Below are 17,582 nucleotides of genomic sequence, written 5' to 3'. Positions count from 1 at the left end.
ACGCAGCATGCAGGGGTCGCCACGACGTGACATACATATCCGTCGCGGTCATCGCTCGAGGAGAAGCCACCATGAACCCGACCTTCCCCCACGCCGTGCGCGGGGTCCCCGCATGCTGACCACACTGCTGGCCGCCTCGATGGCCGCCGCGACCGCGGCTCCGGCCGCGCCCGCCTGGCATGACGGTCTCGACTGGCACGGTGTACACGTCTCGATCCAGCAGGACGCCGCCGGCGCCTACACGCTGGCCTGGCCGTTCGGCCAGCGCGTGATTGCCCCGCAGACCTTCGCCGCCGACACCGCCAGCCCGCTGTTCGACGGCCTCTACGCGATGGCGCAGGACGACCTGAAGCAGGACTCGGTCACCGCGATCCGTGACGGCGCCTTCGACCACGGCCAGCCGATTCCCTGCCACTGCTTCGAAACCGGCCTGAAGTGGCCGTACGTGTGGACGCGCGACCTGTCGTATTCGACCGACCTGGGCCTGTGGCGCTTCGACGCCGACCGCGCCCGCAACGGCCTGAAGTTCAAGCTTTCCGACGTACGCGTGCCCACCGCACCACAGGGCCTGTACGTGATGCAGGACACCGGCTCTGGCGGCAGCTGGCCGATCAGCACCGATCGCGTGGTGTGGTTCCTCGGCGCGCAGCATCTGCTGGGCGACAAGGCATTCGCCGCAGACGTGTACAAGGCGCTGGGGGATACGCTGGCGCAGGACCGCCTATATGCCTTCGATCCGCACATGGGCCTGTACCACGGCGAGACCTCCTTCATGGACTGGCGCGAGCAGAGCTACCCCGCCTGGACCTTCGACGAGGTCACCTTCATCGGCCAGTCGTTCGCGCTGTCCACCAACGTGCTGCATTACCAGGCGCTGCAGATGGCCGCGACGCTGGCACGCCAGCACGGTGATGCCAGGACCGCCGGCCGCTTCGCCGACCAGGCGAAGGCGCTGAAGGCCGCCATCAACGCCCGCTTCTGGCGCGCCGACCGCGGCATGTACATGAGCTTCATCGGCGGCGACGGCACGCCCAACGACACCTACGACCTGCTCGGCATCGCCCTGGCGGTGACCAGCGGCGTGGCCGATCCGGCGCGCGCCGTGCAGACCCTGGCGAACTACCCGACCTGGCCGGCCGGCAGCCCGGTGATGTGGCCGGAGCGGCGCGACCAGCCGATCTACCACAACCGCGCGATCTGGCCGTTCGTCAGCGCCTACGCCATGCGTGCCGCACGCGACGTCGACCAGCCCGCGCGCATCGCGCACGAGATCGAATCGATCATGCGCGGCGCCTCGCTGTACGGCTCCAACCTGGAGAACTACGAGCTGCTGACCCAGGGCCAGCACGTGGACGAAGGCAAGCTCAGCGGGCCGGTGGTCAACTCGCCGCGCCAGCTGTGGTCGGTGGCCGCGTACATGGCTGCGGTCACCGAGGGTGTGTTCGGGCTGGAGCCGGACGGCAAGCTGGTGCCCAAGCTGCCGACCTCGCTGGTGCCGATGCTGTTCGGCGACCGCGACAGCATCTCGCTCGCCCTGCCCGGCCGTCACATCACGCTGATCCTGCCGAAGATGCGTGACGGCAACCTGCTGGTCGCCGACCGCATCACCACGAAGGGCGATGCCACCACCGTGCAGCTGAAGGCGATCACCGTGAAGGACGCCCCGCTGCGCACCGACGCGCCGCTGTTCGCGCCCGAGGCGCCGCCGGCACCCGCGCTCGCTGCCGACGGCAAGACCTGGAAGGTCCAGGCGCACGGCAAGGTGCGGCTGTACGTCAACGGCCATCGCGCGGAGACGATCGACGGTTCCGGCACGCTGCCGCGCAGTGGCGACCTTACCTGCGTCAGCGCCACCCGCGTCGGCGATGACGGCCTGGAGTCGCTGCACAGTCCGGCGGTCTGCGGTGACGAAGGCCAGCCGGTCGATGGCAGCTGGCCACGGCACTGGACCGCCCCGGCCAGCGGCAACTTCCGCGTGTCACTGAACTATTCGAACGACCACGGCCCGATCAACACCGGCATCACCGCTGCGGTGAAGATGCTGGCGATCCGCTGCGACGGCGCCACCGAGCAGCGGGTGCCGATCGTGATGCCGCACAGCGTGCGCGAGCAGCGCTCCACCTGGGGCGAGTTCTCGGCCAGGGCCGGCGCCGCATGCACGTTCACGCTGGAAGACGGCTTCAACATGAGCTACCTCAGCCACTTCGCGCACTACACCGGAGGCGTGGGCGGCAGCGACGGCCCGCTCAACGCGGCCGACGTGAAGGGCATGGTGATCGCGCCGCTGGGCGCCTCCACGGACAAGGGCACCCCACGATGAGCAGGGCGAAACCGGAACTGTCGTTCTGGCAGATCTGGAACATGTGCTTCGGCTTCCTGGGTATCCAGTTCGGCTTTGCGCTGCAGAACGCCAACGTCAGCCGCATCTTCCAGACGCTGGGCGCGAACGTGGACCAGATCCCGGTGCTGTGGATCGCCGCGCCATTCACCGGCCTGATCGTGCAGCCGATCATCGGCTATCTGTCCGACCGCACCTGGAACCGCTTCGGGCGCCGCCGCCCGTACTTCTTCGCCGGCGCGGTGCTGGCCACGCTGGCGCTGATGGCGATGCCGAACTCGCCCGCGCTGTGGGTGGCGGCCGGCCTGCTGTGGATCATGGACGCCTCGTTCAACGTCTCGATGGAGCCGTTCCGGGCCTTTGTCGGCGACCAGCTGCCGCCGAAGCAGCGGCCGCTGGGCTATGCGATGCAGAGCGTGTTCATCGGCGTCGGTGCGGTGGTGGCTTCGTTCCTGCCCTACGTGCTGACCCACTTCGGCGTGGCCAACACCGCGCCGGCCGGCGAGGTACCGCACTCGGTGATGTACTCGTTCTATGCCGGTGCCGTGGTGCTGCTCGGCGCAATGTTGTGGACCATCCTCAGCACCCGCGAATATCCGCCGGAGCAGCTGGAATCCTTTGCCGATGCACACGTCAACGAAACGCCGGTCGTCGTCGGCAGCGCGTGGAAGATCGGCGCGCTGTTCCTCGCCCTGGGCGCGATCCTGCTGGCGCTGATCCTGCACTACGACCTGGAGAAGGAGCTGTACCTGCTGGCCGGTGGACTGGTGGGTTTCGGCGCACTGTTCGTGTGGCTCAGCCGCACCGCCAGCCAGGGCGCGCTGCGCCAGATCATGGGCGACCTGTACGGCATGCCCGGCCCGATGCGCCGGCTGAACTGGGTGCAGTTCTTCTCCTGGTTCGCCATGTTCGCGATGTGGATCAACACCACTCCGGCGGTGGCCGAGCGCTTCTACGGCAGCACCGACACCACCTCGGCCGCCTACAACGAAGGCGCGAACTGGGCCGGCGTACTGATGGGCACCTACAACGGCGTGGGCGTGCTGGCCGCCATCGTGATCCCGCTGCTGGTGCGCGCCTGCGGGCTGCGCATGAGCCACCTGGTGAACCTGTGGCTGGGCGGGCTGGGCCTGCTGTCGTTCCTGGTGATCCGTGACCCGCACTGGCTGATCGCCTCGATGGTCGGCGTCGGCTTCACCTGGGCGTCGATCCTGTCGCTGCCCTACGCGATGCTCTCGGACAACCTGCCCGCCGCGAAGATGGGCATCTACATGGGCATCTTCAATTTCTTCATCGTGATCCCGCAGCTGATGGCCGCCAGCGTGCTCGGCGTGCTGCTGAAGCTGTTCTTCCACAACCAGCCGATCTGGGCGCTGGGTCTGGGCGGTATCAGCCTGCTCATCGCCGGGCTGTGCACGCTGCGCGTGCCGCGGATGGAAACTGCATGATCCCCCTGTAGGAGCGCACCCTGTGCGCGACCGTTTATCCAGGCAGATCAACACCACAGAGGTCGCGCACAGGGTGCGCTCCTACAGCGTTACGACGGAATCCGCATCATGACCAGCCAACGCCTATTGCCCGCCCTCGTTGCCACCCTCGCCTGCGGACTCGCCCACGCGGCCGCGCCGGCCAAGGCGCCGGTCTTCGTCGGCACCGACGCACCGATGGCGTCCAACGCGATCTACTTCGTGCTGACCGACCGCTTCGTCGACGGCGACACCTCCAACGATCATCGCGACCAGGGCGGCGCGCATCCCACCTGGGACATCCCGGTGCCCGGTGCGCCGAAGGGCGAGAGCGCGAACATCGGCTACCTCGGCGGCGACTTCAAGGGCGTGCTGGAGAACGCCGGCTACATCAAGGGTATGGGCTTCGGCGCGGTGTGGATCACGCCGATCGTCGACAATCCGGATGAGGCCTTCACCGGCGGTGATCCGGTGAGCTGGGGCTCGAAGTTCACCGACCGCGGCAAGACCGGCTACCACGGCTACTGGGGCGTCAACTTCTACAAGCTCGACGAGCACCTGCCCAGCAAGAATCTCGACTACCGCCAGTTCACCGCCGGCATGCACAGGGCCGGCCTGAAGGTGGTGCAGGACATCGTGCTCAACCACGGCTCGCCGGCGTTCACCATGCCGGTGAAGCAGCCGCAGTTCGGGCAGATCTTCGACAAGGACGGCAAGCTGATCGCCGACGAGCAGAACCTGCCGCCGTACCAGCTGGACCCGGTGCGCAACCCGCTGCACCGCTTCTACCACGCCTACGACGACCTGGTGCAGCTGTCCAACAACGACGACCAGAACCCGGCCGTGCTCGACTATTTCGTCGGCGCCTACCTGCAGTGGATCGACCAGGGCAGCGATGCCTTCCGCATCGACACCATCAGCCACATGTCGACCACGTTCTGGAAGCAGTTCAGCGCGCGCATCCGCGCCAGGCATCCGGGCTTCTTCATGTACGGCGAGGCGTTCGACTACAGCCCGGACAACATCGGCAAGTTCACCTGGCCGCAGAACGGTGGCATCAGCGTGCTGGACTTCCCCTTGCGCGGGCGCATGGGCGACGTGTTCGAGCACCCGGACAGCGACTACGCGCAGATCCTCGACCGGCTCTACCTCACCAACGGCCCGTACCAGAACCCGTACGAGCTGGTGACCTTCTACGACAACCACGACATGGCGCGGTTGAACGCCACCGACAACGGCTTCATCGACGCCAACAACTTCCTGTTCACCGCGCGTGGTATCCCGGCGATCTACTACGGCTCGGAGATCGGCTTCGAGCGCGGCAAGGCCGAGCACGAGGGCAACCGCAACTACTTCGGCCAGGCGCGCATCGACGCGGCGCCGAAGAGTCCGATCTACCAGCACCTCAAGGCCATCGCCACGCTGCGCGAGAAGACCCCGGCCCTGCAGCGCGGCCTGATGCTGCCGATCCGCTTCGCCGGCCAGCAGGCGGCGTTCTACCGCGTCTACCAGCAGGGCAAGGTGCACCAGATCGCACTGGTGCTGCTCAACAAGGGCGACCAGCCGGCCGACTTCAAGGTCGGCCAGTGGCTGCAGTCCGGCACGTGGCAGCCGCTCCTCGGCGACGGGCGGCCGGTCGCCATCGGCGACGGCGGCGCGCTCGACGCCACCGTCGGTCCGCACGACGTGCAGGTCTACCTGCTCGACGCCCGCGTCCGCCGCCCCGACCTGCTGGCCGAGCTGACCCGGCTGCAGGAAGAGCGCGGCCATCCGGCGCGGTGACGCGAAACAACGGAAGTCGCCTTCCGGGGTGTCAGGCAAACCCTCTTCATCACGCCATGCAGCGGCATGAGAATCCTGCGGAATCCGGGCAACCGACGGTCCACCAACCATCGCCGCCAGCGCGACGATGTTCACCCCGGCGAATGGAGTCGCTATGCGTTTCGTCCTGCCTGTCCTTCTAGCCTGCATGCTCGTCCCAGCCACCGCATTTGCGGAGGACCTTGGCCTTTGCCATCGCGGCTGGGATGCCACCGAAGCCGGTCACCACCAGCGAGCGATTGAACTTTTCCGCGCGTGCATCAAGGAAGGCCACCTGCAGCAGGCATCGCTGGCGCAGACCTATCGAAACATCGGCATTGCTTCTCGGCGAAATCATCAACCTGCAGAGGCCGTCACCGCATTCAACCAGTCGATCGCTCTGCATCCGGCGGATGTGGAAGAGGATTACATCAATCGCGGTAATGCATACGACGATCTCGGCGAGACCGCCCGAGCCTTGGCCGACTACTCCAAAGCACTGGCCATCACGCCAGACAATGGCGAGGCCCACTACAACAGGGGCATTGCCTACGAGCGGATCCGGGCGTTCGACAAAGCACGTGCTGACTTCATTGCGGCGTACCAAGACGGCCTGAGGACCGATCTCCTATTCGAGCGACTGAAAATCTATGGGCTCATCGGGACCAGCCCTCACGGATCGCAGCCACTGGGCCAATAACCGGGCTTGCGTACCGGGCACGTACAGTCCGTCAGAAATCGGATTTTCCTTAACTTCCGCCCAGTCGGGCGTCGGCCTTGTCGGGGTCTGCCAGGGCCCGTCGCATCCACACTTGCGAGCAAGGATTTTCGCGCCGGCTCACCGGAGAAGCAGTGCCGCCATGCAACTGTTCCGATTCTGCGTGGACGGAAAGGCGAGGTCACCGCAGCACCTTCCGTGTCCAGGGCCGGAAGCCGGGGGCCCACAAGTCGGGGCCACCGGCTTGTGGGCCCGTGGATTCTCCGCCCATACTCCACGCCCCGGTCGGCGCCGTGCCGCACCGCTGTCCCGTCCAACGAGCCGCCCCCAATGAGTGCCCTCCCGCCCTGCCCGCAGTGCCAGTCCGCCTACACCTACGAGGACCGCGGCCTGCTGGTCTGCCCCGAGTGCGGCCATGAGTGGACCGTGGGCGAGCCGGGCGCGGAGACCGACGCGCGCGTGGTGCGCGACGCAAACGGCAACGTGCTCAACGATGGCGACACGGTCACCGTGATCAAGGATCTGAAGGTGAAAGGCTCCTCGCTGGTGGTGAAGGTCGGCACCAAGGTGAAGAACATCCGCCTCGTCGAGGGTGACCACGACATCGACTGCAGGATCGACGGCATCGGCCCGATGAGCCTCAAGTCGGAATTCGTGCGGAAGGCCTGACAAGGCGCCTGAAGCGCCTGAGCGCCGGAGGAGTACCGGCCTTTCCGGGCTCGTCGATCAGCCCATCACCACGCGGTTGCGTCCGGCCCGCTTGGCCGCGTAGAGCGCATGATCGGCACGCCCGACCAGGCTCTCGAAACTGACGTCGCCCCGCCACGGCCCAGTGGCGACACCCACGCTGGCGGTTACCCCCACTTCACCGGCCTGGCTGGGTACCGGACTGCCGGCAACCAGTCCGCGCAGTTGCTCCCCCGCCGCCTCGGCCCCACTGGCCTCGCCGGTCCAGACCAGCATGAACTCCTCGCCGCCAGTGCGCGCCACCAGGTTCCCGGGGCGGGTGCCGCGATGGAGCCGACGTGCGACTTCGGCCAGCACCTCGTCACCCACCTGATGGCCGAAGCGGTCGTTGATTCCCTTGAATTCGTCCAGGTCCAGCAGGACCACCGCCAGGTCCGGAACGGCGCGATCGGCGGCGGCTGGCGGCATCATCCGCTCCAGTCGCGAGCGCAGACCACGGCGGTTGAGCAGCCCCGTGAGCGGATCGAAATCGGCCAGCTTTGCCAGCTCTTCACGCAACGAGCTGTTCACCAGCACCAGCATGGCGAAACCCTCGGCCACCACCAGCAGCAGGGTGGCCATCAGCCAGTGTTCGTTGGCTACGTCGAGCCGCGCGGTCGACATGCCGATGGGCAGCACCGAGACCGCGCGGGCCAGTGCGACCAGGGCCGCGACGCCGAGCACTGCGCCCATCAGCGCCAGCGCACCGCTCCCGCCGGACCGACGCGCCTGCCAGGCGAGCCATGCGGCACGCGCCATCACCAGGCCAGCGACGGCCTGGGTGACCGACAGCGACCACCACAGGATCTGTCCGGTCGCGAGCAGGGTGAAGGAAAACACCGTCACCGCGGCGAACAGCGCAGCCATGCCGAGCCATGAAATGCGCAGCCCCAGAAAAGCCCGCATGCCGGCGAGCACCAGCAACGCCTGCAGCACGCCCCCCAGGTGCCCGGGCGGCTTCGAGGCCTGCAGGCCCCACAACTCGGCGATGCCCGGCCGGATCGCCTGGCTGAGCAGCGACGCCATGAACGCGCCCGACCACAGCCACAGGCCAGGTTTGCGGGTGGTCCAGCCGCCTGCCAGCGTGAACAGCGCGGTCAGTCCGGACAACGCCAGGTAGACGCTGAGCAGCGTGTCGGTATCGAGCGGTCCCAAGCCACTTCCCCCAGGTCGGGTACTGGCATCATGCCCGCAGTTTCGTGGCGAAGGGAACGGGGAAGGCATCGCCTCGCACGGCCGGCAAAGCGCCCCACCCACCACCACAACCGGCGCCCTGGCCGGCCGGTGACGCCTAGTGCCCCAGATCGCGCAGGAAAGCCTCGAAGCTCTCCAGGTTGGCCGAATGGCCTTCCGGATCTCGCGATTCGACCAGGGTCGAGGCACCATGCACACCAGCCCTGGGACGGTAATCCGTGATGTTGCCCCCATGCGCCTTGCGCAGTACCTCGGCCACGTTGCCGGCCTCGGCCGGGTCGGTGGTGATGTAGAACGGGACCGTTACCTTGGCCGCCGCGTCCTTGATCAGGTCCTTGTCGTCGAAGTACTCCCCCGGTGAGAAGCTGGCGATGGCCGTGAGCCCCGCCGGATAGCGGGCGGCCAGCAGGATCACCAGCGCCGACGAATAGGAACTGCCGACCGCCACGATGGTGCCGTAGTGCCGATCCCGCGCCCAGGCCAGCGCGGCATCGAGGTCGGGCGCGGCATCCAGGTAATCGGCGGAGCGACCCAGCACCTGCACCGTCTGGTTGTGGCCGCCGAACAGGTCGCCGCCGGAACGCTGGTCGATCGCCAGCGTGTCGTAGCCGAGCTGGTTGAACCGGGCGATCAGCGGATCGTATTCGTGGCGACTGCCGCGGGCCTGGTGGAACAGCAGCAGCACCTTGTCGTTGTGGGGCCTGGCCGGGCTCAACGTGCCGAAGACGCTCACGCCATCGGCGGCGCGCAAGGTCACGGCCTCGCCGGCGAACGCCGGGCCACACCCCACAAGAAGGAGCAGCAGGACACCGATGAGACGGGCAGTGCGTGCGTGCATGGACAGGCCTCCGTGATGCATCGGGATCGAGCCGCTACCGGCGGCGGCGGTGGGCAGCGCAGAACTTACTCCAGTTGGCGCGGCAGCGGCTCGCCCGGCCCCTCCATCCGCGGCCTCAGCTGGCCACGGTGACCACCACCTTGCCGTTCGCGGCACCCTCCTCGATCAGCCGGTACGCCTGCTCCACCCCGGCGAGAGGGAACTCGCGCGGATCCAGGCGGATGCGCAGCTTGCCCTCGTCGGCCAGCCGGGTGGCCTCGCGCAGGATCCCGCCGTGGTGCGCGCGCCCCTCGCCGGTCAGCAGCGGGCGCAGCGTGAACACACCCGAATAGGTGGCGGCGCGGAACGACAGCGGCGCCAGCGCGTGCGTGCCCCAGCCCAGCGCGCTGACCACGTGGCCGTGGTACGGCCTGACCGCTTCGAATGAGGCATCCAGGGTGGCGCCGCCCACGGTGTCGTAGATGATGTCGAAGCCTTCGCCGCCGGTATGCGCCTGCACGTAGTCGGCGACCGGCGTGACGCGGTAGTCGATCGCCGTGGCACCGTAGCCTTCGATCGCCTCGCGGCTTTCGGCCGCGCCGGTGGCGAACACCTGCGCGCCATGCGCCAGCGCCAGCTGTACCGCCAGGTGTCCCACGCCACCCGCACCTCCGTGGACCAGCACCCGCTGCCCGGCATGCACGCGGGCACGGTCGACCAGCCCCTCGTAGGCGGTGATGAAGCCCAGCGGCAGCGCGGCCGCCTCACGCATCGAGAAACCCGCCGGCTTGCGCGCCAGCAGCCGGGCATCGACCGCCGCGTATTCGGCCAGCGAGCCCTGCACGCCGCCGACGCCGCCGGTCATGCCGTAGACCTCGTCGCCGATGCTCCAGCCTGCGACGTCGGGGCCGAGCGCGACCACCGTGCCGGCCAGGTCGATGCCGAGCACGGCCGGCAGTGGATGGCGTGCATGGGCGGCCCTGCCGGCGCGGATCTTGGTATCCAGCGGGTTCAGGCCCGCCGCGGCGACGCGGACCAGCACCCGGCCCGGACCGGGCACGGGCAGCGGCAGGTCGACGAGATGGAGCGGCGCGCCGGCCTGTTGTTGCACGGCGGCTTTCATGGTGGCGGGGAGAGCGTTCATGGCGATGGGTCCGTGAGGGGGAGTGGCGCCAAGGTAGATCGCGAATTCATGCATGGAAATCGACAATCCTGTTCGATATCCATGCAAAAATGCATGCCAACATCATTCAGGGGCACTGCCATGGAATGGAGCGACGTCCGCATCTTCCTCGCCATCGCCCGCGAGGGCTCGCTCGGCGCCGCCGCCCGGCGCGTGGGCCAGACCCAGCCGACCATGGGCCGCCGCCTGCGCGCGTTGGAGGCCGCGGTCGGGCAGACCCTGTTCCAGCGCACGCCCGACGGTTTCGTGCTGACCGACGAAGGCAATGCAGTAATGGCCAGCGCCGAGCGCATGGAGGAGGAAGCGCTCGCCTTCGAGCGCCAGCTGGCCGGAGGCGGCAGCGCGCTCGGCGGGTCGTTGCGGCTGGCGGCATCGGACTGGTTCGGCAGCTACGTGCTCACGCCCATACTGGCCGAGTTCGCACGACGCCAGCCCGCGGTGATGGTGGAACTGCTCACCGACACGCGGCTGTACAGCCTGGCCCGGCGCGAGGCCGATCTGGCCTTCCGCATCACCCCGTTCGACGAGCCGGACGTGATCGCGCGGCGCCTGCTGCGCATGCCCTACTCGCTCTATATGCACCGCGACCAGCCGCGCCTGCGCAAAGGCGGCCGCGGCGTCCGCCTGGTCACCATGAACGCCGCGTTCGGCGGCATGCCGGACGTCGCATGGCTGAAGAAGCACCTGCCCGAGGCCACCGTCGCCGGCACCAGCAACAACCGCGAGGTACAGGCGCGCCTGTGTGCCGAGGGCGTGGGTGTCGCGGTACTGCCCACGGCGCTGGGCGACGCCTTCGGCGAACTGCAACGCATCGACCTGGGCGATCCGCCGCCCTCGCGCGACACCTGGATCGGCTACCACCGTGACCTCAAGCGACTGGGGCGGCTACGCAGCCTGCTCGAGCTGCTGGCCGAACGTTTCCCGGGCTGAGCACGCCGACGGTCAGATCGACTGCTGCCGCGCCTGCGCGGCCACCTGCGCATCCACCCGATCGTCGCGGCTGACCATGGCGTAGTTGTAGCCCTGGCCCGACCAGTACTGCGCCACCAGTCCGCCGTCGCTGCGCTGGCCGGTGGGCAGCAGGTGGTTGCGGGGGCCCGGCGGGCGCACATAGAAGCTGATCGCGTGGCCGGCCGCATCCTCGTACAGCACCATCGCGGCCGGCCCCTGGTCGGTGGCGAACAGGCGACCGCCGACGGCATGGAAGCCGGCGCCGCCGAGATCCGGCAGGCGTGCGGCGTGTTCGAAGTGCGCGTCCAGCCAGGCCTGCATGTCACCGGCGCGCTGCGGCACGACGTCGGGGCGTGCGGCATGGTCCATCGCCACCAGGCGATAGGCGGTCATCGCGTCGGCCATCGGGGCGACGGCGACCTCGCTGCGCATGCCACGCACCTGCCAGCCACCGACGCCACCGAGCCCCAGGCACAGCACGGCGGCGGCAGCGAGCGACAGCCGCGCGATCCGGCGCTGGCGGCGACGCGCGCGCACCACGCCGGGATGCAGTGCGCCGTTGTCGGGCGGCAGCTGCGCACCCCCGATCGCCGCACGCAGTCGCTGCGCATCGCGCTGCCAGCCCAGCACCTCTGCGGCACGCTCGGGGTGGCGCGCCAGATACCGCTCCACGGCCTCGCGTGGCGCGCCCTTGAGGCGGCCGTCGACGTAGGCGTGGATGTCGTGTTCGCTGGGAGGTGTGTTCATTTGAGTAACCGCAACGAAGGGGTGGGTTGTTCGCCCTCGCCATGGCGACGCATCGCCTGGCGTGCGCGCGACAGGCGCGACATCACGGTGCCGATCGGCACCTCGAGGATGTCCGCGACCTGCTGGTAGCTCAGGCCCTCCACCGTCACCCACAGCAGCAGGCTGCGCTGCTCGGGGGTGAGGTGTTCGAACGCGGCGAGCGCCGACTGCGCCAGCAGCTCGCGCTCGGCCGACGGCCACTGCGGCTCGTCGTCCTCGCGCAGGCGGCCGAGCAGCCAGGCATAACGCTGCGCGCGGCGCCGCGCGTCGAGGAACTGCCGGTAGAGGATGCGGAACAGCCAGGCGCGCAGGTCGCCGTCGTCGCGCTTGGCGGCGCGCGTGGACAGCGCACGCTCCATCGTGGATTGCACCAGGTCGTCGGCGCTGGACAGGTCGCGGGTCAGCCACAGCGCGAAGCGCCGCAGGCGCGGCAGCAGTTCGCTGAGCTGGTCGTCGAAAGCGTGGACGGACATGGATCGGGCCGCAGTGGTTTCGCCATGCAGGACGCCGCAGGAAGGAAATTATTCCACGGCGCGGGAATAAATCCGCGCGACCGGCGTCTGGCTGGTGTCACCACCCAACGCCGACCCGGCCCGGAGCGCCTTCCATGCACGATCCCCAACCGCTTTCCCGCCCGCCGCGCAACGGCCTGCGCTGGGCACTCATTGCCGGCGCCGTCGTGGTCGCCGGCGGCGCCTTCGCCTATGTCGGCGGCTGGCTCACGTCGCACCGGCTCACCGCGCAGCGCCTCGTCGACGAACTGCAGCGCAACGGCGGCGGCGTGCATCCCGGCTACCGCCGCAACCACGCCAAGGGCGTGTGCGTGGCCGGCTACTTCGAGGGCAACGGCAACGCCAGCGCGTATTCCACCGCCTCGGTGTTCGCCGTCGGTCGCACGCCGGTGGTGGGCCGCTTCGCGATTCCCGGCGGCAACCCGTACGCGCCGGACGGCAGCGTACCGATCCGCAGCCTGGCGCTGCGCTTCAACCTGCCGAATGGCCAGCAGTGGCGCACCGGCATGAACAGCATGCCGGTGTTCCCGGTGGCCACCCCGCAGGCGTTCTACGCGCAGCAGGTGGCCAGCCGGAAAGACCCGGCCACCGGCAAACCGGACCCGGCCAAACTCGCTGCGTTCTTCGCCGCGCATCCGGAGACCGCCGCATTCCGCGCCTGGGCCAAGACGGCCAGACCGTCGGCCAGCTTCATCACCGAGAGCTACTACGGCCTGGACGCGTTCTACTTCATCGATGCGCAAGGCGGGCGTCACGCGGTGCGCTGGCGCATGGCACCCGAAGCGACCGACACGAACCCGGCACCGGCCGGCGACGACAACTACCTGGTTTCCGATCTGAAGCAGCGCCTCGCCCGCGGTCCGCAGCGCTGGCACCTGCTGGTCACCCTGGCCGCCCCCGGTGATCCGACTGACGACGCCACCAAGGTCTGGCCGGCCGACCGCACCACGATCGATGCCGGCACCCTGGTGCTCACCGGCGAGCAGCCGCAGGACAACGGCCCGTGCCGCGACATCAACTACGACCCGACCGTGCTGCCCGCCGGCATCGCCATCTCCGACGATCCGCTGCTGCCCGCACGCTCGGCTGCCTATGCCGACTCCTACCTGCGCCGCACGCGCGAGGAAGCGCACGTCCCGGGCACCACCGCACCCACCCACGCCCCGCCGGAGGCCGCCCGATGAGCACCGTCCGCACCACCTTCAGCCTGCCCGCGCGCGTGCTGCACTGGACCATGGCCGCACTGATCCTGGCGATGCTGTTTATCGGCGTCGGCATGGTCGCCACGGTCAGCGAGAAGCATCAGTGGCTGCTGGCGATCCACAAGCCGCTGGGCCTCGCGATCCTGCTGCTGGCGATCGTGCGCCTGGTCGTGCGCCTGCGGAATCCGCCACCGCCGCTGCCGGAAGACCTGCCAGCACTGCAGAAACTCGCCGCGCATCTGTCGCACTGGCTGCTGTACGCCCTGATGATCGCCATGCCGCTGATCGGCTGGGCGATGCTCTCGGCCGGGGGCTACCCGGTGATGCTCAGCGCCAGCCTGCGCTTGCCGGCGATCCTGCCGGAGAACGCGCTGGTCTTCGCCTGGCTGCGCACCGCACACGGCGTGTTCGCCTACCTGCTGTTCCTCACCTTCCTCGCGCACATGGGCGCGGCGCTGTACCACGGGCTGATCCGCCGCGACGGGGTGTTGCGCAGCATGGTGGGTGGCCAGGCCCGAAACCCATCCCCGCCGATGCCGGATGGCGCCGGTGTGGTAAACGGGAGACCGACCGACTGAACCACGGCAGGGAAGCGACGATGGGAAATACCGGATCGACACCGCAAGTGACCTTCGATACCGGGTTCTTCGGGATCCGGCCCGACGAGGACGAGGCCACCTACCCCGGCCGCTACGGCGAGGCACTCGCGCGATGGATGCAGCAACGGCTGGAGGCTCGCGGGGTGATCACCGAGGGCGTGATTGCCGAGGACTTCGGCTGGCTCGTCATCGTGACCCGCAAGCCGTTCCTGCTCTGGCTTGGCTGCGGCCATATCGATGGATCCACCACCGAATGGAGCCTGTTCCCCGCAGTCGAGTCGTCACTGGCAGGCCGGCTGTTCGGGAGACGACGCCACCGTGAAGCGCTGGATGCACTGTGGCGTCACGTCGAAGCGATCGTACCCGGCATTCCCGACGTCGCGAATATCCGTTGGGAGTAGCCCGCGGTCCCTTCGACACGCCTTCCCGGCGTAAGCTGCCGGCTCCATCCCGAGGAGCCGCCCCGTGAATGCCGACGAGCTGAAGGCCGTGCAGGCCCCACTGAAGCAGCACTACCGGGAATCGCCGCACGCGGCGCGAATCACCTTGCGCGCCGAGGGACGACTGGGCGAGGGCGTGACCTGCCGGGTGGACACCGGCCGCGCCCTGGTGGAGGCGGGCCTGCACCCGGCCACCGGCGGCAACGGCCTGTCGGCATGCTCCGGCGACATGCTCCTGGAGGCCCTGGTGGCCTGTGCCGGCGTCACCCTCAACGCGGTGGCCACTGCGCTGGGCATCGTGCTGCGCGACGCCACCGTACAGGCCGAGGGCGACCTCGACTTCCGCGGCACGCTGGGCGTGGACAAGGCCGCGCCGGTCGGCTTCACCGCGATCCGCCTGCATTTCCTGCTCGATACCGACGCCGAGGACGAACAACTGGACACCCTGCTCCGCCTCACCGAGCGCTACTGCGTGGTGTACCAGACCCTGGCCAAGGGGCCACGACTGACGACCACGCGGACACCGTCGGGCGACTGAATTCATTTGGACGTCCATACGGCTACACATCGCATGTGACGCAAGCACTTGCGATGTCGCAATCTGCGACATCCGACCAAGGTCGGGGGCTGGATTTCACGCTACTCCTGTCGTCCTGTGCCAGATTCCACGGGCCCGGCGAATGGCCGACCCGCAGTGCATGGCCCATGCCGGCGTCCATCCATCGAGGGGAGGAACACCGTGAACCGCATCCGCATGCTTGCCGCCGCGCTCGTCCTGGCACCCGGACTGGCACTCGCCGCCGCACCCACGCTCAAGGTCAGCAAGAGCGTCACCATCCACGCACCCGCCGCCACGGTGTGGGCCAGGGTCAAGGACTTCGGCGGGTTGAACACCTGGCACCCGGCCGTCACCAGGGACGACATCGTCGCCGGCACCGACAATCATCCGGGCGCCGAGCGCAAGCTCACCCTGGGCAACGGCGGCTGGGTGCACGAGAAGCTGCTGAGCTTCGACGACGCGCACCGCCGCTTCGGCTACACCATCCTCGGCGGCGTACTTCCGGTGAGCGACTACCACTCAAGCCTGCATGTGGTCGCCATCGACAAGGACAGCAGCAGGGTCACCTGGTCCGGCACCTTCAAGCGCAAGGACACCGGCGACCACCCCGCCGCCGACGCGGACGACAAGGCCGCCACGACCACGATCGCCGGCGTCTACCAGTCCGGCCTGGACAACCTGAAGAAAATCCTCGAGACGAAGTAGCCCGTCACACCGGGTGGCCCGATGGGTCGCCCGGTTCCGGGATCAGAGCCCCAGCTCGCTCAAGCCCGGATGATCGTCGGGCCGCCGACCTAGGGGCCAGTGGTATTTTCGATCGGCCTCGGCGATCGGTAGGTCGTTGATGCTGGCGATGCGCAGGCGCATCAAACCGTTCTCGTCGAACTCCCAGTTCTCGTTGCCGTAGGCGCGGTACCACTGGCCGCTGTCGTCGTGGAACTCGTAGGCGAAGCGCACCGCGATGCGGTTGTCGCGGAAGGCCCACAGCTCCTTGATCAGCCGGTAGTCCAGCTCGCGCTGCCACTTGCGGGTGAGAAAGGCCTCGATCGCCTCGCGCCCCTGCAGGAACTCCGAGCGGTTGCGCCAGCGGCTGTCGGGCGAATAGGCCAGCGCCACCTTCGCCGGATCACGGCCGTTCCAGGCGTCCTCGGCCATGCGGACCTTCTGGATCGCGGTGGTTTCGTCGAACGGCGGCAGCGGTGGACGTTGCATGACGGAGACTCCTGTTCGGGATCGGTCGGCAATCGGCAGAGTCTGCGCGCGGCGGAAGATCGGCGCCAGTCAGATCTTCGCGGTGTCGGCACCCCGGCGCCACGCCGCCGGACTGGTCCCGTGCACGCGCTTGAACGCCTGCCCGAACGCGGCGCGCGAGGCGTAGCCGCAGGCTTCGCCGACCAGCTCGATCGGACGCGGCGTCTCGCGCAGCAGGCGCGCGGCCAGGTCCATGCGCAGTGCGGTCACCACGTCCATCGGCGTCATCGACGACAGTCCGGCGAAGTGCCGGGCGAAGCTGGCGCGCGACATCCGGCTGGCCTCGGCCAGCCGCTCCAGCGTCCACGGCTCGGCCGGTGCGGCGATCACCGCGGCCAGCGCGGGCGCCACGCGGTCATCCGCCAGCAGCGCCAGCAGGCCCTCGCGCAGCGTGCCCTCGGCGATCAAGGTGCGCACCACCAGGGTGAACAGCGATGCCGACAGGTTCGCGATCACCGCGTCGCCGCCGGGCGAGGCCTGCACGCTCTCGTGGCGCATCATCCGCATCAGTGCATGCAGGCCGGCGTAGTCGTCGCGACCATGGGTGGACAGGTGCACCACCTCGGGCAGCGCCCGCAGCAGCAGGGCGTGATGCTGGCCCAGCTCGAACGTGCCACAGAGCACGTCGAATTCGCTGTGCGGTGCGTCGCTGGACACCTCGACGATGCGCCCCAGCGGTCGCCGCACCTCGTTGAAGGCGGCGGTGGCACCATCGGCATGGCGCATGGTGTGCGCGCTGCCGCGCGGAAACAGCACCAGGTCGCCGACGACGAAGGGACGCCGCTCGCGCCCGACCTCCAGCACACCCGCGCCCGCCAGCACCACGTGGTACGGCAACTGCCCCGGCGGCGCCGCAGGCTGCGGCACCGTCCACTGCCCGGCGAACCGGCACAGCAGATCCACCCGACCGTGCAGACCCATCGACGCCACCAGTGCACTCAAACTGTCCATCGGTCACCTGAGACGAACGCAACAAGGATCGAGACGCACGGAACACGACGGCCGGGCCTCGGTGCCTAGCATTTTCTCCACCGGCGGAC

General features: G+C 68.7%; 18 protein-coding genes. 11 read left to right on the top strand and 7 right to left on the bottom strand.

Going from position 1 to position 17,582, the window contains the following annotated elements; translation table 11 throughout:
- The first annotated feature begins 112 nt into the window (after positions 1-112).
- The 5 genes from ATSB10_RS00260 to ATSB10_RS00240 all read left to right on the top strand — a co-directional run bounded on the left by ATSB10_RS00260 (position 113) and on the right by ATSB10_RS00240 (position 6,991).
- Entirely contained in the window at positions 113-2,320 is a 2,208-nt protein-coding gene (locus tag ATSB10_RS00260) for an alpha-L-rhamnosidase-related protein (protein ID WP_205631076.1), read from the top strand.
- On the top strand, positions 2,317-3,786 hold the full coding sequence (locus ATSB10_RS00255) for an MFS transporter (protein ID WP_063669896.1): 1,470 nt from the start codon (positions 2,317-2,319) through the stop codon (positions 3,784-3,786). Before ATSB10_RS00260 ends, ATSB10_RS00255 begins: the two co-directional genes overlap by 4 nt.
- Before the next feature lie 108 nt (positions 3,787-3,894).
- Positions 3,895-5,586 carry an alpha-amylase family glycosyl hydrolase gene (locus ATSB10_RS00250; protein ID WP_063669895.1) on the top strand — a complete coding sequence of 564 codons (1,692 nt, stop codon included), beginning with the start codon at positions 3,895-3,897 and terminating at the stop codon, positions 5,584-5,586.
- Between the two features lie 154 nt (positions 5,587-5,740).
- Entirely contained in the window at positions 5,741-6,304 is a 564-nt protein-coding gene (locus tag ATSB10_RS00245) for a tetratricopeptide repeat protein (RefSeq protein WP_063669894.1), read from the top strand.
- Between the two features lie 348 nt (positions 6,305-6,652).
- Positions 6,653-6,991: a zinc ribbon domain-containing protein YjdM gene (locus ATSB10_RS00240; protein WP_063669893.1), complete on the top strand. Its 339-nt coding sequence runs from the start codon at positions 6,653-6,655 to the stop codon at positions 6,989-6,991.
- Positions 6,992-7,048: 57 nt separating this feature from the next.
- Here the strand turns inward: ATSB10_RS00240 and ATSB10_RS00235 are convergent, their stop codons facing one another.
- The 3 genes from ATSB10_RS00235 to ATSB10_RS00225 all read right to left on the bottom strand — a co-directional run bounded on the left by ATSB10_RS00235 (position 7,049) and on the right by ATSB10_RS00225 (position 10,203).
- Positions 7,049-8,203 carry a GGDEF domain-containing protein gene (locus tag ATSB10_RS00235; RefSeq protein WP_063669892.1) on the bottom strand — a complete coding sequence of 385 codons (1,155 nt, stop codon included), beginning with the start codon at positions 8,201-8,203 and terminating at the stop codon, positions 7,049-7,051.
- Positions 8,204-8,339: 136 nt separating this feature from the next.
- Entirely contained in the window at positions 8,340-9,080 is a 741-nt protein-coding gene (locus tag ATSB10_RS00230; RefSeq protein WP_169816688.1) for an alpha/beta hydrolase, read from the bottom strand.
- A 115-nt stretch (positions 9,081-9,195) separates the two neighbouring features.
- Positions 9,196-10,203 (bottom strand): zinc-dependent alcohol dehydrogenase family protein, encoded by a 1,008-nt coding sequence (locus ATSB10_RS00225; protein ID WP_063669891.1) that lies wholly within the window; start codon positions 10,201-10,203, stop codon positions 9,196-9,198.
- 120 nt (positions 10,204-10,323) lie between these two features.
- Here ATSB10_RS00225 and ATSB10_RS00220 point away from each other — a divergent pair, with 120 nt between their 5' ends.
- Entirely contained in the window at positions 10,324-11,172 is an 849-nt protein-coding gene (locus ATSB10_RS00220; protein WP_063669890.1) for a LysR family transcriptional regulator, read from the top strand.
- A 12-nt stretch (positions 11,173-11,184) separates the two neighbouring features.
- Here the strand turns inward: ATSB10_RS00220 and ATSB10_RS00215 are convergent, their stop codons facing one another.
- Together ATSB10_RS00215 and ATSB10_RS00210 are read right to left on the bottom strand one after the other, a co-directional pair.
- Entirely contained in the window at positions 11,185-11,940 is a 756-nt protein-coding gene (locus ATSB10_RS00215; RefSeq protein WP_063669889.1) for an anti-sigma factor family protein, read from the bottom strand.
- Positions 11,937-12,452 (bottom strand): RNA polymerase sigma factor, encoded by a 516-nt coding sequence (locus ATSB10_RS00210; RefSeq protein ID WP_063669888.1) that lies wholly within the window; start codon positions 12,450-12,452, stop codon positions 11,937-11,939. Before ATSB10_RS00210 ends, ATSB10_RS00215 begins: the two co-directional genes overlap by 4 nt.
- 134 nt (positions 12,453-12,586) lie before the next feature.
- On the opposite strand from ATSB10_RS00210, the gene ATSB10_RS00205 reads away from it, so the two are divergent.
- From ATSB10_RS00205 to ATSB10_RS00185, 5 genes are all read left to right on the top strand, one after another.
- Positions 12,587-13,675 carry a catalase family peroxidase gene (locus ATSB10_RS00205; protein WP_063669887.1) on the top strand — a complete coding sequence of 363 codons (1,089 nt, stop codon included), beginning with the start codon at positions 12,587-12,589 and terminating at the stop codon, positions 13,673-13,675.
- The gene (locus ATSB10_RS00200; protein ID WP_063669886.1) at positions 13,672-14,271 is read left to right on the top strand and encodes a cytochrome b; all 600 of its coding nucleotides are present in this window, start codon (positions 13,672-13,674) and stop codon (positions 14,269-14,271) included. The genes ATSB10_RS00205 and ATSB10_RS00200 overlap by 4 nt, the downstream gene beginning before the upstream one ends.
- Positions 14,272-14,318: 47 nt before the next feature.
- Positions 14,319-14,693 (top strand): hypothetical protein, encoded by a 375-nt coding sequence (locus ATSB10_RS00195; protein WP_157468946.1) that lies wholly within the window; start codon positions 14,319-14,321, stop codon positions 14,691-14,693.
- A gap of 64 nt (positions 14,694-14,757) precedes the next feature.
- Positions 14,758-15,270 carry an OsmC family protein gene (locus tag ATSB10_RS00190; RefSeq protein ID WP_063669884.1) on the top strand — a complete coding sequence of 171 codons (513 nt, stop codon included), beginning with the start codon at positions 14,758-14,760 and terminating at the stop codon, positions 15,268-15,270.
- 201 nt (positions 15,271-15,471) lie between these two features.
- Positions 15,472-15,996 carry an SRPBCC family protein gene (locus ATSB10_RS00185; RefSeq protein ID WP_236886460.1) on the top strand — a complete coding sequence of 175 codons (525 nt, stop codon included), beginning with the start codon at positions 15,472-15,474 and terminating at the stop codon, positions 15,994-15,996.
- 42 nt (positions 15,997-16,038) lie between these two features.
- On the opposite strand, the gene ATSB10_RS00180 is transcribed toward ATSB10_RS00185, so the two are convergent.
- Both ATSB10_RS00180 and ATSB10_RS00175 read right to left on the bottom strand, forming a co-directional pair.
- Positions 16,039-16,503, bottom strand: a complete 465-nt coding sequence (locus ATSB10_RS00180; RefSeq protein WP_063669883.1) for a nuclear transport factor 2 family protein — start codon at positions 16,501-16,503, stop codon at positions 16,039-16,041.
- 69 nt (positions 16,504-16,572) lie between these two features.
- Complete coding sequence (locus ATSB10_RS00175) at positions 16,573-17,493, bottom strand: AraC family transcriptional regulator (RefSeq protein WP_063669882.1); 921 nt, start codon at positions 17,491-17,493, stop codon at positions 16,573-16,575.
- Between the last annotated feature and the right edge of the window lie 89 nt (positions 17,494-17,582).

Origin of the sequence: Dyella thiooxydans (genome assembly GCF_001641285.1) — a bacterium.
In the GTDB taxonomy this organism is placed as follows: Bacteria; Pseudomonadota; Gammaproteobacteria; order Xanthomonadales; family Rhodanobacteraceae; genus Dyella_A; species Dyella_A thiooxydans.
This window is presented reverse-complemented; position numbering and strand designations above follow the sequence as displayed.

Coding starts and splice junctions, on each gene's coding strand:
- ATSB10_RS00210 (WP_063669888.1), bottom strand. CDS start 12,452: ATGTCCGTCCACGCTTTCGACGACCAGCTCAGCGAACTGCTGCCGCGC.
- ATSB10_RS00200 (WP_063669886.1), top strand. CDS start 13,672: ATGAGCACCGTCCGCACCACCTTCAGCCTGCCCGCGCGCGTGCTGCAC.
- ATSB10_RS00240 (WP_063669893.1), top strand. CDS start 6,653: ATGAGTGCCCTCCCGCCCTGCCCGCAGTGCCAGTCCGCCTACACCTAC.
- ATSB10_RS00245 (WP_063669894.1), top strand. CDS start 5,741: ATGCGTTTCGTCCTGCCTGTCCTTCTAGCCTGCATGCTCGTCCCAGCC.
- ATSB10_RS00215 (WP_063669889.1), bottom strand. CDS start 11,940: ATGAACACACCTCCCAGCGAACACGACATCCACGCCTACGTCGACGGC.
- ATSB10_RS00180 (WP_063669883.1), bottom strand. CDS start 16,503: ATGCAACGTCCACCGCTGCCGCCGTTCGACGAAACCACCGCGATCCAG.
- ATSB10_RS00205 (WP_063669887.1), top strand. CDS start 12,587: ATGCACGATCCCCAACCGCTTTCCCGCCCGCCGCGCAACGGCCTGCGC.
- ATSB10_RS00225 (WP_063669891.1), bottom strand. CDS start 10,203: ATGAACGCTCTCCCCGCCACCATGAAAGCCGCCGTGCAACAACAGGCC.
- ATSB10_RS00230 (WP_169816688.1), bottom strand. CDS start 9,080: ATGCACGCACGCACTGCCCGTCTCATCGGTGTCCTGCTGCTCCTTCTT.
- ATSB10_RS00175 (WP_063669882.1), bottom strand. CDS start 17,493: ATGGACAGTTTGAGTGCACTGGTGGCGTCGATGGGTCTGCACGGTCGG.
- ATSB10_RS00250 (WP_063669895.1), top strand. CDS start 3,895: ATGACCAGCCAACGCCTATTGCCCGCCCTCGTTGCCACCCTCGCCTGC.
- ATSB10_RS00255 (WP_063669896.1), top strand. CDS start 2,317: ATGAGCAGGGCGAAACCGGAACTGTCGTTCTGGCAGATCTGGAACATG.
- ATSB10_RS00220 (WP_063669890.1), top strand. CDS start 10,324: ATGGAATGGAGCGACGTCCGCATCTTCCTCGCCATCGCCCGCGAGGGC.
- ATSB10_RS00260 (WP_205631076.1), top strand. CDS start 113: ATGCTGACCACACTGCTGGCCGCCTCGATGGCCGCCGCGACCGCGGCT.